Source organism: Nostoc linckia z4 (genome assembly GCF_002608075.1).
GTDB lineage: Bacteria > Cyanobacteriota > Cyanobacteriia > Cyanobacteriales > Nostocaceae > Nostoc > Nostoc linckia.
This window is the reverse complement of the sequence record NZ_LAHA01000013.1, coordinates 47,987-62,359: the sequence shown is the minus strand read 5'-3', so window position 1 is coordinate 62,359 and position 14,373 is coordinate 47,987. Positions and strand designations below refer to the sequence as shown.

The 14,373-nt window shown below is 44.7% G+C and carries 10 protein-coding genes; 5 read left to right on the top strand and 5 right to left on the bottom strand.

Going from position 1 to position 14,373, the window contains the following annotated elements:
* Nucleotides 1-9 precede the first annotated feature (9 nt).
* The gene (locus VF06_RS13345; RefSeq protein ID WP_099066313.1) at nucleotides 10-234 is read left to right on the top strand and encodes an MbtH family protein; all 225 of its coding nucleotides are present in this window, start codon (nucleotides 10-12) and stop codon (nucleotides 232-234) included.
* 381 nt (nucleotides 235-615) lie between these two features.
* Entirely contained in the window at nucleotides 616-1,503 is an 888-nt protein-coding gene (locus VF06_RS13340; protein ID WP_099066314.1) for an oxidoreductase, read from the top strand.
* Nucleotides 1,504-1,635: 132 nt separating this feature from the next.
* On the opposite strand, the gene VF06_RS13335 is transcribed toward VF06_RS13340, so the two are convergent.
* The 3 genes from VF06_RS13335 to VF06_RS13320 all read right to left on the bottom strand — a co-directional run bounded on the left by VF06_RS13335 (nucleotide 1,636) and on the right by VF06_RS13320 (nucleotide 5,583).
* Nucleotides 1,636-3,762 (bottom strand): caspase family protein, encoded by a 2,127-nt coding sequence (locus VF06_RS13335; protein ID WP_099066315.1) that lies wholly within the window; start codon nucleotides 3,760-3,762, stop codon nucleotides 1,636-1,638.
* Nucleotides 3,763-3,965: 203 nt separating this feature from the next.
* Nucleotides 3,966-5,144, bottom strand: a complete 1,179-nt coding sequence (gene sat / locus VF06_RS13330; protein ID WP_099066316.1) for a sulfate adenylyltransferase — start codon at nucleotides 5,142-5,144, stop codon at nucleotides 3,966-3,968.
* Nucleotides 5,145-5,382: 238 nt separating this feature from the next.
* Nucleotides 5,383-5,583 (bottom strand): hypothetical protein, encoded by a 201-nt coding sequence (locus VF06_RS13320; protein WP_099066318.1) that lies wholly within the window; start codon nucleotides 5,581-5,583, stop codon nucleotides 5,383-5,385.
* Nucleotides 5,584-6,174: 591 nt separating this feature from the next.
* Between VF06_RS13320 and gyrA the strand changes: the two genes are divergently transcribed.
* The 3 genes from gyrA to VF06_RS13305 are packed head-to-tail and all read left to right on the top strand — an operon-like array spanning nucleotide 6,175 to nucleotide 11,227.
* A complete protein-coding gene (gene gyrA, locus VF06_RS13315; RefSeq protein ID WP_099066319.1) occupies nucleotides 6,175-8,763 on the top strand; it encodes a DNA topoisomerase (ATP-hydrolyzing) subunit A in 2,589 nt (862 codons plus the stop codon).
* Nucleotides 8,744-10,360 carry an apolipoprotein N-acyltransferase gene (lnt, locus tag VF06_RS13310; RefSeq protein ID WP_099066320.1) on the top strand — a complete coding sequence of 539 codons (1,617 nt, stop codon included), beginning with the start codon at nucleotides 8,744-8,746 and terminating at the stop codon, nucleotides 10,358-10,360. Before gyrA ends, lnt begins: the two co-directional genes overlap by 20 nt.
* A 3-nt stretch (nucleotides 10,361-10,363) precedes the next feature.
* A complete protein-coding gene (locus tag VF06_RS13305) occupies nucleotides 10,364-11,227 on the top strand; it encodes a DUF6671 family protein (protein ID WP_099066321.1) in 864 nt (287 codons plus the stop codon).
* A 213-nt stretch (nucleotides 11,228-11,440) separates the two neighbouring features.
* On the opposite strand, the gene VF06_RS13300 is transcribed toward VF06_RS13305, so the two are convergent.
* Both VF06_RS13300 and VF06_RS13290 read right to left on the bottom strand, forming a co-directional pair.
* The gene (locus tag VF06_RS13300) at nucleotides 11,441-13,288 is read right to left on the bottom strand and encodes a vWA domain-containing protein (protein WP_099066322.1); all 1,848 of its coding nucleotides are present in this window, start codon (nucleotides 13,286-13,288) and stop codon (nucleotides 11,441-11,443) included.
* A 366-nt stretch (nucleotides 13,289-13,654) separates the two neighbouring features.
* A complete protein-coding gene (locus tag VF06_RS13290) occupies nucleotides 13,655-14,323 on the bottom strand; it encodes a Uma2 family endonuclease (protein WP_099066323.1) in 669 nt (222 codons plus the stop codon).
* Nucleotides 14,324-14,373 lie beyond the last annotated feature (50 nt).

Sequence of the window (14,373 nt, the reverse complement as noted above, 5' to 3'; positions counted from 1 at the left end):
CGGTGAATTATGTACCAAAATGATGCAGAAGACACAACCATTTACAAAGTTGTAGTTAATCACGAAGAACAATATTCCGTTTGGCCGTCTGACCGCGAAAATCCTAATGGTTGGAAGGATGTTGGTAAAAATGGTTTGAAACAAGAGTGTCTGGATTATATTAAAGAAGTCTGGACTGATATGAGGCCGCTGAGTTTGCGGAAAAAGATGGAAGAAACATCTGAAAATATCTAGTAAATAGATATGCGTTCAATAAACAATTGAAAATTCGGAATTAAGAGGGAACAGGGAACAGGGAACAGGAAACAGGAAAATCTTTTACGAATATTGGGTTTTAGAGCAACTATTTATAGTTAATACCCTAGTTACACAAAATTCAAAATTAGACTTCTTGCATAAATATTTTGGTGTTGCTGACGAAGTTATTTAAGAGTTTTACAGAAAGGCGCAAAGAAGGACTTTTGCAAGAGACTCCATGAGTTGCGCTCACAAGAAACAATAAAAATCTCTTAGTTTTCCCAGTCCCCAGTCACCAGTCCCTATTTTTAAGGCAATTATATTGAATTTTGTGTAACTACTGGCTGAATTTTTTTTTGTAAAAAATGGAGAGTTTTAATGATAAAGTCTTCAACTATTGAAACAAAAGTATGGTTGATTACTGGCACATCAAAAGGCTTGGGTCGAGCATTAGCAGAAACGGTGTTAGAGCAAGGTGACACTGTGGTATTAACTGCTAGGAATCCAGAGTTGATTCAAGATTTAGCAGCAAGCTTTCCAGAAAATACATTAGCGGTGCAACTTGATGTTACTAAGCCAGAAGAAATACAAGCAGCAGTAAAACAAGCAATTGCCAAATTTGGACGCATTGATGTACTTGTTAATAATGCTGGATATGGCATTTTAGGGGCAATAGAAGAAGTCAGCAATGCAGAAGTCCGCCGTCAATTTGAAACTAACTTTTTTGGTGTCTTAGAAGTGCTACGCACAGTACTACCTTATATGCGACAGCAAGGTAGTGGGCACATAGTTAATATTTCATCAGTGGGTGGTTTTGTGGGCTATGCAGGTACGGGAATTTATAATGGTACAAAATTTGCTCTAGAAGGAATTTCTGAAGCATTGGCTCAAGAAGTTACACCTTTGGGTATCAAAATCACAATTGTCGAACCTGGTGCTTTTCGTACAGAATTTGTCACCCGTTCTCTGGTTATTGCTGATAGCGAAATCAAAGATTATGAAATAGCCATTGGTGAAATGCGTCAAGGGGCGCGGGATATATTAGATAATCAATTGGAATTCCAAGAACCAGGAAATCCAAAAAAAGCAGCTTTGGCAATTATTAAAGCAGTTAATAGCGAAAATCCGCCACTGAGATTGGCATTGGGAGAAGATGCTATCTATGCTATTAACGCCAAACTGGAGTCCGTGAAAACTGAACTAGATACTTGGAAAGAAGTGTCTTTCGATACTGCTTTTGATGAACTTGTGAGTAGTTCGGCTTAGTGGTGGGGGAGTGCAGAGTGGGGAGATGGGGGAGATAGGGGGATGGGGGAGAAAGATTGCTACCTTGTCCCCCTTGTCTTCCTTGTCCTCTTTCCATGCCCAATGCCCAATGCCCAATGCCCAATGCCCCATTTACACAACTTGAAAATTAAAGCTCAAACTTGCCCAATTATTCACATCCAAGATATATGAGTCGGTTGCTGTACCGTTCATTTCGGTTTTGATGAAGCTGGCGTTGTGCAAATCTTGGAGTAAGGCTTGGACGACATCTAATGATTTGGACAATGGGGTAATTGGATGCTGGTCTGGTGTGGGATATTTTGCAGTGTTTAAGACGGCGAGAGTTGCACTCAAGGGAGCAGTACTAAAAATTAGTTGTTGTTGCAAAAAGAAGGCCGGCGCTGCAATTACCCATTCAGAACCGGTGTTGTTTTCAGGCAAAGTAACGGTTTCACCTGGGGGGATGACAATTTCTCTAAAAAGGAGTTTATTTTCTGTAGTGTTTGGTTCTTGTGGAGTTTCCCAAGTGTAGAAAACAGTTGCAGTCTGATTATTTTTTAAACCTAGCAAAATTAAGTATACTGGGCGATCGCTTTGATTTTGCAGCCGATATTGCATCCGGCTGCCGATGGGGACAAGGGGAGTGGGGAGTGGGGAGTGGGGAGTGTTGAATGTTGAGTCTTGGGTTCGTAGTGTTTGGCGTTGGGTTACGGCTTGGGGTGATTTATCATTAATTATCTCTAGGGTTGCTTTGATGGCTAGGCGGGAAGAACCTTGATTTTCTGTGAGTCGCCATAATTTAGCTGCTAGTAAGGTGGATAATTTTGGTGCTAACCGCAGTACTGCAACTTTTACCGCTTCGCCCACTTCGCCGGCGGTGTTGGGAATTAACTCACCATCCAAAGTAAATAGTCCGTAGCGACTGGGTGTTTGCTGGAGCTTACCAAATATATAATCGGCTGGTTGTTCCCCTGCTACTACGGTGGACACATGAGCAGTAGCAGCAAAGCCACTTGTGGCGTCTACTCGTTCAATTCTTTCTAGCCGAGTATCTAGACCAATTACTAAATTAATATTTTTTGGTAAAACCCGCGCTGCTTCTTGGACAAATTGCCCTACTTGTGGGGGAATTGCACCTTCAATTTTCAACAGTTGCGCTTTTGCTGTTAACCCACTACGCGATCGCAATACCAATTGCTCTGTTGTTGGTAGAGTCAATCGAGAATTCACTCCGTAGTATAGCAGCACTTGGGGAGGTAATCCCGCCAACCACAGTTGCACTGTTTTACCGTCTTCTTCAACGGCTCTCACTACGCCCTCTGCACCAATGTTACTATCTGGCAGTATGGACGTTACATCTAACTTCTCTACATTTTGATTTTTTTGTGTCGTTAATATATTTGGTTGCTGTTTGCTACCCAATTTATACAAAGAATTTTCCACATGAGAAAGGGCGACTTGAATTTTAGTCGCTGGGGTAGCTTCCCATAAATACTGAGTCAAGGCATAAGTAAATAACCCCGCACTAAAACCAGAAAAAATTCCTTCCCTCGCAGACTGCTTGGGACTGGAAGTAGCAGTTAACACAACAGGATTGCTGAGTGGTTTTTGAGTTTTCAATTGTTTGAGAAAATCTATTTCCTCTGCTACGAGCTTAGCTTCTGGTGACTCCTGGAGGGCGCGATTTTTTAATCCAATAACTGAACTTGGAACAGAATAACTAGTATCTAGTACCGCAGTGACTCGGCTTGTGGGGAGCGATCGCAATAATAACAGTAAACTTTCTTCTAATAAATAATTGACTATTTTTTCATTTTCTAATGTCTGAGTTTCATTAGCCGACACCAGAGCATTTTCCATTGTCTCTGAGGATGTTTCCAATTTGACACGGCTACCATAGCCACTAAAATGAAACACCACCACATCGTCGGCTTGAGCTTCCTTGCCCAGGTGGTCTAAAAAAGCCGCCTCTATGAATTCCCTACTTGCTTGTTCCTCAGTTAAGGTGAGGATATCCGACCTTTGAAAGCCAAAGCGATGTATTAAAAGTTCCCTTTGCAGTTCCACATCAGTGAGACAACCACTGAGGGCTGGAATTTTAGGATATTGGTTAATACCGATTAATAAAGCCAACTTGCGCGGACTAGGTTGTGCCAAAGCATAGTAATAGCGGTTTCCCAGAGTCAACCACTCAGCTTCAGTCAGCCCCAATACCGCGAGTATTGAGCCAATTCTGTTGAAAAACGTGCGCCGTTTCATAATTAGCCATCATTTCTCAGCCTACCAGCTAGCAGCTTAAAGGTTTAAGGACTGTAGTGTAAAGGGGGCAGAGGGGTAGGGGGAAAGGGAAAAGGGCAAAGGGGAAAGGAAAGATCCCTCATAATACCCTTTTCCCTTTTCTTTTTTCCCTTTTCCTTTTTCCCTTTTTCCTTTTCCCTTTTCCCTACCCGAAGGGTTATACCCTAAACCGACACCTGTATCCGCATTGCCCGTGCTAATTCGGCGGCTACTTCTGGGCGAGAAAATTCTGGTGGAGGTAATTCACCGCGTCGCAGCATTTCTCTGACTTTGGTTCCGGAGAGGTGTATGCGTTCTTCTGGTTTGCTGGGACTGGTTTTAGTTGTCGCCATCTGCTTGGTACGGGTACAGTAGAAGGCGTGTTCAAATTTCATGGGCACGATGCCTAATTCACTTGGCTCAAATTCATCAAAGATGTATTGAGCGTCATAAGTGCCATAATAATTACCAACTCCGGCATGGTCGCGGCCGACGATAAAGTGGGTGCAGCCGTAGTTTTTACGCACTAGGGCGTGGAATATAGCTTCACGAGGGCCGGCATAACGCATGGCTGCGGGATTAATTGCTAAAATTACCCTGTCGCTAGGATAGTAGTGTTCCAGCAAAATCTCATAGCAGCGCATCCGCACGTCGGCGGGAATATCATCATCTTTGGTTGCGCCGACTAATGGATGTAAAAATAAAGCATCCACTGTTTCTAAGGCGCACTTTTGGATGTATTCGTGGGCGCGGTGGATGGGGTTGCGAGTTTGAAAACCAACGATGGTTTTCCAATTATTTTCGCGGAAGATTTGCCGGGAAGCGGCGGGATCGATTTGATAAGTGGGAAAAAGAGGATGGGGTTCCCGTTGTAATAGCCAGATGTCACCAGCCAGATGTACTGAGCCTTGATTATAGATTACCTGCACTCCTGGATGATTGGCATCATCAGTGCGATAGACATTAATTGCCTCGCGGGTTTTGTCGTATTGGTATTTTTGGCTGAGTTGCAAAACTCCAATAAACTTACCTGCGGGGTTATCGAGGCGAATTAAGCTGCCTTCTTGGAGAGGGGAAGCTACTTCTTCGGCTACCGATAGTGTAATTGGTATCGACCACACAAGACCGTTAGCTAATCGCATTTGTGTGACGGTGCCATTGTAGTCTTCCTGGTTCATAAAACCCGTCAGTGGACTAAAAGCACCGATCGCTATCATTTCTAAATCGGATACAGCGCGATCGTCAAGCTGCACTCGCGGCAAAAAGTCCGCTTTTGAGAGAAATTCTTCTCTTTGTTCTGGTGTGGCGATACGGTTAACTAACTGTCCACCGTGGGGGGCAATGGCATCTTTCTGGTGACTCAACGTAATCCCCTCTGAGTTATTACTGCTATTGTTTCAGACTATGTACTAACTTACCAAATGGTGGGACAAAAGAGATGGGGAGATGGGGAGATGGGGGAGATGGGAGAGATGGGGGAGATAGGGGAGAAAAATTGCTACCTTGTCCCCCTTGTCCCCCTTGTCCCCCTTGTCCCCCTTGTCCCCCTTGTCCCCCTTGTCTCCATGCCCAATGCCCAATGCCCAATGCCCCAGCCCCTTGCTACAATTCCTCACTTGGTTGCTCTAGCATTTCAGGTACTAAAGCTTGGTTTGTTTTGCGCTCGTCTGGTGATTGCTCGCGAATCACATCGTCCATTTTTGGAGGGTGTTTGATTTTGTCAAGTACCTCTGGACTTAATTGTGATGTATCGCTTTCTGGATTCATCTTTTCTGCTTGGTTAGGAACTGTTTCCTTATTCATGGTTTTTACCCGGACTCATAGGCCAAGCTTAGATTTTTTAGTTGCAAGGCATACACTACCTTGGGACTTAAATTGTTATTTATACCAATTCGCAATTAACAGGATGTTTTAAATAATAAAGTCTAATTAATAACATTTTAAATTAAGTAGTTTCTGTAAATAATCGAACTCAGTTAAATTAGTGAGTTATTTTACAGAATTATTTTCAATTACGTTAATCTACTTACATCAATTACGCAAAAATAACGTCATTTCGTCATTACAAGCTATAGCTTAGTAATCTCCCACCTGAGGCGGGGATTACTTCCCTACACTAGGTTTTGCTTGCAATGACAATATCGGGGTTGCGTAAGTCCTGACTTATCTTAGACTCTTAAAATGTGGGCTTCTGTACCTGCCATTGTATCTACATTTAGTATATTTATTTACTAACTTTTGACTAGATACTTTAATTAGCTATTCAGACAGGAAAAGGTAATACATGCTAGAATTATATCAGATAATGGCAATTATTCAAGAGCAATTTAGAATAATTTTGCGCTGTGTCGAGTAAAAAAGCTAAAATCTACGATTTTTGGAGATTTTTAGGTTATGACAACCTCACAGGAGAGGATTATCCCGACAGACTTGCGAAACGAAATGTCGCAGTCTTATCTGGAATACGCCATGAGCGTGATAGTGGGTCGGGCGCTGCCAGATGCAAGGGATGGTCTAAAACCTGTGCATCGTCGCATTCTCTACGCAATGCACGAGCTAGGTCTGCTGCACGATCGCCCGTTTAAGAAATGTGCCCGTGTGGTGGGGGAAGTGTTGGGTAAATATCACCCCCACGGTGACACGGCTGTGTATGATGCTTTGGTGCGGATGGCGCAGGATTTTTCCATGCGATCGCCTTTGGTAGACGGGCATGGTAACTTTGGTTCGGTGGATAACGATCCGCCAGCGGCAATGCGATATACAGAATGTCGCTTGCAAGCTTTAACTTCTGCTGGCTTATTACACGATATTGAATCAGAAACCGTAGACTTTGCGGATAACTTCGACGGTTCCCAGCAAGAACCCACAGTACTCCCAGCCCGGATTCCCCAATTACTGCTCAACGGTTCCTCTGGGATTGCCGTGGGTATGGCAACGAACATTCCGCCACACAATTTGGGGGAATTAATTGACGGCTTGGTGGCACTAATTCACAATCCAGAAATCACCGATATCGAATTAATGCAGTATGTCCACGGCCCCGACTTTCCCACTGGGGCGCAAATTTTGGGGACAGCTGCCATTCGGGAAGCTTTCACCACCGGACGCGGTTCCATTACCATGCGCGGTGTCGCCAGCATTGAAACCATCGAACAGCGGGGACGCCCAGATAGAGAAGCAATCGTCATCACCGAATTGCCCTATCAAACCAACAAAGCGGCGTTAATTGAAAAAATCGCCGAAATGGTGAACGAAAAGCGGCTAGAGGGCATTGCAGATATCCGAGACGAAAGCGATCGCGACGGGATGCGGATTGTCATCGAACTCAAGCGCGATGCTTATCCCCGCGTGGTTTTGAACAACCTCTACAAGCAAACACCACTGCAAGCCAACTTCGGCGCTAACATGTTGGCATTGGTGAATAGCGAACCCCTAGTACTCACCCTCAAGCAATTCTTAAGCGTCTTCTTGGACTTCCGCATCGAATCCATTGCCAGACGCACCCGCTACGAATTGCGAAAAGCTGAGGAACGCGACCACATTTTACAAGGGTTATTAATTGCCCTGTCCCACCTAGATGCAATTATTAACTTGATTCGCCATGCCCCAGATGCACCCACAGCCAAAGGCGAATTAATCGAAACCTACGGACTTTCGGAAGTGCAAGCCGATGCCATCTTACAGATGCAATTACGGCGGTTGACTGCCTTAGAAGCCGACAAAATTCGTCTGGAACACGAAGAATTACAAGCCAAAATTGCCGATTTGCAAGATATTTTGGCACGGCGGCAGAGGGTATTGGAAATCATTGAAACCGAAGTCACCGAACTAAAAACTAAGTTCGCCACCCCCAGACGCACAGTGATTTTACCAGGGGAAGGCGAAATCGACGAACGTGACTTAATTGCCAACGAAAAAGCCGTAATTTTACTGACAGAACAAGGCTACATTAAACGGATGCCCGTCAACACCTTTGAAGCCCAAAGCCGTGCTACCAGAGGTAAAGCCGCCGCCAAGGTCAAAGATGATGACACCGTTGAGCATTTCTTAACTTGCTGCGACCACGACAGCGTTTTGTTCTTTAGCGAACGCGGTGTAGTTTACTGCCTCAAAGCCTATCAAATTCCTGTGGGTTCCCGCACCAGTCGCGGTACTCCCATCGTGCAAATGCTACCCATTCCCAAGGAAGAGAAAATTACCTCCATTGTCCCCGTTGACGAATTTAGTAACGAGGAATATCTGGTGATGCTCACCAAAGGCGGTAATATCAAAAAAACCGAATTGGCAGCTTTTAACAGCATTCGCGCCAATGGCTTAATTGCCATTTCCCTAGAAGAAGGCGACCAACTCCGGTGGGTACGACGCGCCAGAGTAGAAGACAGCGTGATTATTGGTTCTCGTCAAGGAATGGCGATTCACTTCCGGTGCAACCACGACCAACTGCGCCCCTTGGGTAGGGCGACTCGTGGGGTGAAAGCCATGAAGTTGAAAAATAAAGACGAATTGGTGGGTATGGATATTTTACCTGCGGCAATTCTCGAAACCTTGGATACAGTTACAGAAGCCGAAGTTGAAGAAATTGAAACCGAAGAAATCGAAATCAATGAAGAGTCAGCAGAAGTTCCTGGTAATGGCAGTGTCGGCCCTTGGGTGTTGGTAATCACAATGGGAGGCTATGGAAAACGCGTACCAGTGGCTCAATTCCGCCTGCAAAACCGTGCTGGTCAAGGTTTAATGGCCACCAAATTCAAAAACCGTAAAACCAAAGACCAACTAGCAACTCTACGCATTGTGAACAACGATGGCGACGAAATCATGATGGTCACCAATCGCGGTATTATTATTCGGCAAGCCGTAAATGCAATTTCCGTACAATCGCGATCGGCAACTGGAGTCAGAGTGCAGCGTTTAGATGAAGACGACGCCATTACCGGAGTAGCAATAGTTCCCCCTGATAGTGGTGATGCAGAAGAAGCAGAGTAAAAAACAGGGGAGGCAAGGAGAGGAATTAACCTCCTTACCTCCTTGGTTGATTGCCTTAGCCAGTGGCATTTTGATGGGGGTGACCGTCGCCCCCGTCGGTGCGTGGTTCCTAGCTTGGATTGCTCTAGCTCCCCTGTGGGTGTTGCTTGTTACCTCCTCAAAACCTAAAAACCAATCCCCCCCATCTCCCCATCTCCCCATCTCCCCCTCCTTTCTCTGGGGCGTCGCCTTTCACGGTATGGCCCTCTCCTGGATTAGAGGAATTCACCCCATGACTTGGTTAGGTGTGCCGTGGTTGCCGAGTTTGGCGATCGCACTTTTTTGTTGGGGATTTATCAGTGTTTTGGGGGGAATACTGGTTAGCATTTGGGCAGCTGTAATGGTGCGTTTGGGCGAGCAAAAATCTTGGCTGCGTATACTAATTGGTACAGCTGTGTGGTGTGGTTTAGAGAGTCTCTGGAGTGCTGGGCCTTTGTGGTGGAGTTCTTTGGCTTACACACAAAGTACGTATAATCTCGTAATTTTACACCTTGGTCAACTCTCCGGCCCCAATGCTGTGACTGCGGCAATAGTCGCTGTGAATGGGTTAATTGCTGAAGCATGGACGAACCGCAGAGACACAGAGAACGCAGAGAGAATTTCCTCTGCGGCCTCTGCGCCTCTGTGGTTCGTTAATAAATACTTAGCTACTGGCGTTGGGCTATTAATTAGTTTACATTTAATAGGTTTTATTTTATACAGTCGTCCCATCGCCCAACCACCAGAAGCGGCGTTGAAAGTGGGAATTGTTCAAGGTAATATTCCTAATCGGCTTTTGCGGAGTTCCGAAGGATTTCGTCGCGCCGAAGAAAATTATACCAAGGGATACATAAGTTTAGCCAATCAAGGTGTCGATGCAGTTCTTACCGCCGAGGGGGCTTTACCTGTTTTCCAGCGTAACTTGATGGCAACTGCTTTAGTGGCAGCGGTGAAGGAAAAAGGCGTAGTGGCTTGGATTGGGGCTTTTGGCGAAACAGGGCGCAGTTATACAATTAGCTTGTTTACTTTTAATAATCGAGGGGAAATAGTCAGTCGCTACGACAAAGCGAAATTAGTACCTTTGGGAGAATATATTCCCTTTGAAGAAATTTTAGGTGGCATAGTTGAGCGGTTGTCGCCTTTGGAAGCACATCAAGTTGCGGGTGCAGCAAATCAGATATTTGACACTCCTTTTGGGAGAGCGATCGCTAGTATATGTTATGAATCTGCTTTTCCCGAACAATTTCGCTATCAAGCTGCGGCGGGGGGACAATTTATTCTCAGTTCCTCTAATGATGCTCATTACAGTCCATCCATGCCATTCCAGCATCACGCCCAGGATATCATGCGGGCAATTGAAACTGATAGATGGTCAGCACGGGCAACTAACACAGGATATTCAGCCTTTATAAATCCTCACGGGAGAACTTTGTGGATATCTGGATATAATACTTACGAAACTCATGCCGAAACAATTTATCGCCGACAAACAAAAACTTTATATGTGCGTTGGGGTGATTGGTTGACACCGTTGTTGTTAATCTCCTCTGGAGGACTTTGGCTATTTCAAAAGAGGTAAAAAATGCAAAGGAATTCATTATTTACTCATCGGATAGCAGTATTGGCAACAATGCACCAAAAAGAAAAAGCGATCGCTCCAATTTTAGCAGCAGAATTAGGAATTCAAGTTATTGTTCCTCAAAATTTTAATACTGATGCTTTTGGGACATTTACTAGAGATGTTCAACGTCCAGGTAATCAAATTGCAACCGCTAGATTGAAAGCCAAAAAAGCATTAGAATTGACTGGCGAAAGTTTAGCATTAGCTAGTGAAGGGAGTTTTGTACCTCACCCTAGCATACCTTTTATTTCTACTAATCGAGAAATTGTAATACTTTTAGATACAAACAATAATTTAGAAATTATTGGAGAAGAATTTTCTCTAGAAACCAATCATAGCCACATTGTTGTGGAAAGTATCGACCAGGCATTGCAATTTGCTAAAAAAATCGGCTTTCCGGAACATGGTTTAGTGGTGATGTTTAGCGAATATCCTCAAGATAGTCAGCAAATTATTAAAGGAATTACTACAGAAAAGCAACTTGTAGAAGCCGTGAATTTTGCCATTGCAAATTCCCCCACAGGTAAAGCACATTTAGAAACAGATATGCGGGCAATGTATAACCCTACCCGCATGAATAACATTGCTAAAGCTACTCAAGATTTAATCAGAAAAATTCAAAGTTGTTGCCCACAATGTTCTACGCCTGGTTTTGAAGTCATGGAAAGAATTCCCGGATTACCTTGTGCAATGTGCGGTATGCCAACGGCTTTAACCCTCAATGTTATTTATCAATGTCAAAAATGTGGGTTTATTCAAGAAAAAGTATTTCCCAATGGAATTGAATATGCTGAACCAGCACAATGTATGTACTGCAATCCCTAGAGGGTAGATTTAATTTGAAAATTTTTCATCCAATAGAAATTGCTGTTCCCTGTTCCCTGTTCCCTGTTCCCTGTTCCCTGTTCCCTGTTCCCTTCCCCCTTCCCCCTTTCCCCTTTCCACTTTCCCCTTTTCCCTTTCCCCTTTCCCCTTTCCCCAAAACGTATTGGGTGAGGGCGAACAGCCGTTCGCCCCTACTTTGGTTGGTTGCGGATATTAATTGGTGATGGTGGGTTGTACAAATCGCTTGATTTCACCGCAGGCAATATAGGACTTGCCATCGGGGGCGATTTTGATTTCATCTACCACGTAAAGCATTCCTTCTTCGCGAACCGATCGCGGAAAACGCATGTTCCAATTCGGTTCATATCCGTCAGAAACCACTCTAGCACGTAACTTACTGCCATCTTTGACGCATTGAACGAGAATACCATCTTTGATAGCATCGGTTGTGGGTAGGTCGGCGGCACTAGCAGGGCCTTTGGATGCTTTACCTGTGCTAGTTGACCTTGATTGTCTGGGAGCAGCAAAGATATCTGCTTCACCAGGTCTAGTTAGCCTGGTTATATTACCACGCACGCGGTAAAAAGAGCCATCACTTGAAGGTTCCAGTGCTTCAACTACATAGCGTGCGCCCTCGGCACGAATCGCTCTAGGAAATTGGACGTTCTTGGTGGAATCGTAGCCATCGGATATAACTTTGATTCGCAGTTTACCGCCTTCACGCAAGCAGTGTAATTCTATACCCGAACCGACTTCGTTGACAACAGTCATTCCATAGATTTCATCGCCAGTGGTGACACCACGAGCCGCTAAATCACTGCGATTGCGGGTCATTGTTTGGAAACTTTGATCCCGCAGTTCCTTACGTCCGGCATTACCCAAGGCTTTTTGGGCGATGCGACCGGCGAAATACTCTAGCTGATCTATTTCTTCAGCAATTTCAAAATTCTCATTCAGCCCTTTATCGCGTAAATCTTTCACGAGCGATCGCAAAATTTGTTCAGCTTCTTCGTGTTTACCATGTTCGGCTAAATCGAGGGCTGTCTCTTTTGCCTTAGCGATGGTGAGGCGGCTGAGTTCTAGGATGATGTGGCTTGAAGAAGCGAGGGCTGCTTCCTCAACACTAGCAACTTTGGCAACAATATCCACTGTGCCTGACACACTTTGAATCACGTCATTTTGCACAACATCAGCACTGTAATGTAACTTCATCACAGGTAATTCGCCAATTTGAGCGGCGGATATCTCTAAACTCAATCCCAAAAGTTTGTCTTCACCTTCATAAAGTTCTCCCAAGGCGATCGCAGTTTGACGAGCTTGATTTTGGTTGACTTTAGCCAAACTTAAGGTATCTATCAATTTGACACCATCAGCCAACTCAACTGTCACAGTGAGATTCTGGCCTACTACAGCTCTGAGACTATCTAGCTCAATGCTAAACACTTCAGTAGCTTCATCGATGCTTTGAATAAAGTAGAAATTGCCGTTAGCCGCCCTTGCCATTCCTATGAGCAAGTCTTCATTGAAACCTTGATCGAAGCCCAAGGTAGTTGTGGTGATGCCTTCCTCAGCTTTTTGCCCGGATGTTGTTGTCAATATTTTCGGGTCTTGAATACCCATATTGGCGTGACCATCCGTCAGCAGGAGAACCCGGTTGATTTTTTGCGGATCGAGTTGCTTTTTGACATGTTCGCAGCCTTTGAGCCATCCGCCAGATAAGTTAGTAATACCGCCTGCTCTGACTTTATTAATAGAATTTTTCAGTGCAGCCTTGTCTTTTACAGGCTGCGGCGCTACAACTGTGTCCACCTCATCGTCGTAAACCACCACAGAGAGAATGTCCTCTGGCTCAAGTCGCTCCACCACAGACTCGGCGGCTCTCAGGGCATGATGCAAGGGAGCGCCTGCCATAGAGCCTGAGCGGTCAATCACCAAAGAAAGATTCAGGTTCCGTCGGGGAGATTCAGCTATGTCAGCACGAAAACGTAGCAGAATATTAGTCTTTAATGAAGAGCCTGCGGGTAAGATAGCCTGGTCAAAGTCGTAACTTGTCTTGAGCATTTTTATACCCCTTCGAGTTTCTGTGATTAGCTAAAAGCCCTATTTTGCTGGGATAGCCAGTGCTGTTTTTAGTTTACCCAGAAACCAGTGTGTTCAGTGTTTAGGGGTCTATTTGATGTAAAGTTTTATATCAATACAAAATAAACATGGCATTATACCTGTTGCAAAAGTGCAAAAAGCACTTTTGTGGTCAAAGGGAAAAGGTGAGCCAGCGCGGTCTTGGGGGTTTCCCCCATGAGCGACTGGCGAACCCCGAAGGGGTTAATGGTTCGACAAGCTCACCAACCGGGGAAAGGGAAAATACCAAACATGCACCCCCTTTCCCCTTCCCCTTATCCCGACTTCTGCAAGAAGTCTATGTATAGATTACTTCGGCATTTGTAATTGCTGCATCAACCAATTGGCGGCTGCGGTATTGGTTTCTTCAGCTAATCGTTCCAAGGTTTGTTCTACAAGGGCAATTGGTAAACCCGTCAACACCTGGGAAACTTGAATTGCCTGATATATACCTGTTGGTGTTAAACCAAATGCAAACAGCCGCATTCCTTTGACATCAATCACCCAGTATTCAGTAATTCCTAAACTAGCGTAAAGTTGTTTTTGCTCATCAAGATCGATGCCCAAGGTTGTATCGGCAATTTCTCCAACTAAATCGGGCAGACGATGGCGATCGAGAATAATTCGACGGGGTTGGCCTGGTTTCCATTTAGGAATATCTTTACCTTTATATAGCACTAGGTCTGGGGCACAGGCGTGAGTCTCTGGGTTTTCAATGAGACAGCGCCCGTAGGATTGGAGAACTATCTCTGGGTGCAAAAATGCCCAGAATCCAAAAATCATTGTTATCAAATCGCTAAAAGAAGAATGTCCCAGTCCTTCTGTTCCCATATCAACCCATAACCATCCCTGATAAAATGCAATCTTACGCCAATCAATATCTGGGTTATCTCGAACTGCCACATAGTCTTGCCAGGTCGCATCATACTGCTGAAACATTAGGGGAGATTGGCTAGATTGTTCTAGGGAGATGGTCATCGCTAGACACCTCGCAAGTCCGATTTAGTGATTTCAGATAGTTTTTAAAG

What these genes read in the sequence shown, in the direction of transcription:
- VF06_RS13290 (WP_099066323.1), bottom strand. Translation starts at nt 14,323, where the DNA reads ATGACCATCTCCCTAGAACAATCTAGCCAATCTCCCCTAATGTTTCAG.
- VF06_RS13340 (WP_099066314.1), top strand. Translation starts at nt 616, where the DNA reads ATGATAAAGTCTTCAACTATTGAAACAAAAGTATGGTTGATTACTGGC.
- VF06_RS13320 (WP_099066318.1), bottom strand. Translation starts at nt 5,583, where the DNA reads ATGAATAAGGAAACAGTTCCTAACCAAGCAGAAAAGATGAATCCAGAA.
- VF06_RS13345 (WP_099066313.1), top strand. Translation starts at nt 10, where the DNA reads ATGTACCAAAATGATGCAGAAGACACAACCATTTACAAAGTTGTAGTT.
- VF06_RS13305 (WP_099066321.1), top strand. Translation starts at nt 10,364, where the DNA reads ATGCAAAGGAATTCATTATTTACTCATCGGATAGCAGTATTGGCAACA.
- lnt (WP_099066320.1), top strand. Translation starts at nt 8,744, where the DNA reads ATGCAGAAGAAGCAGAGTAAAAAACAGGGGAGGCAAGGAGAGGAATTA.
- gyrA (WP_099066319.1), top strand. Translation starts at nt 6,175, where the DNA reads ATGACAACCTCACAGGAGAGGATTATCCCGACAGACTTGCGAAACGAA.
- VF06_RS13335 (WP_099066315.1), bottom strand. Translation starts at nt 3,762, where the DNA reads ATGAAACGGCGCACGTTTTTCAACAGAATTGGCTCAATACTCGCGGTA.
- VF06_RS13300 (WP_099066322.1), bottom strand. Translation starts at nt 13,288, where the DNA reads ATGCTCAAGACAAGTTACGACTTTGACCAGGCTATCTTACCCGCAGGC.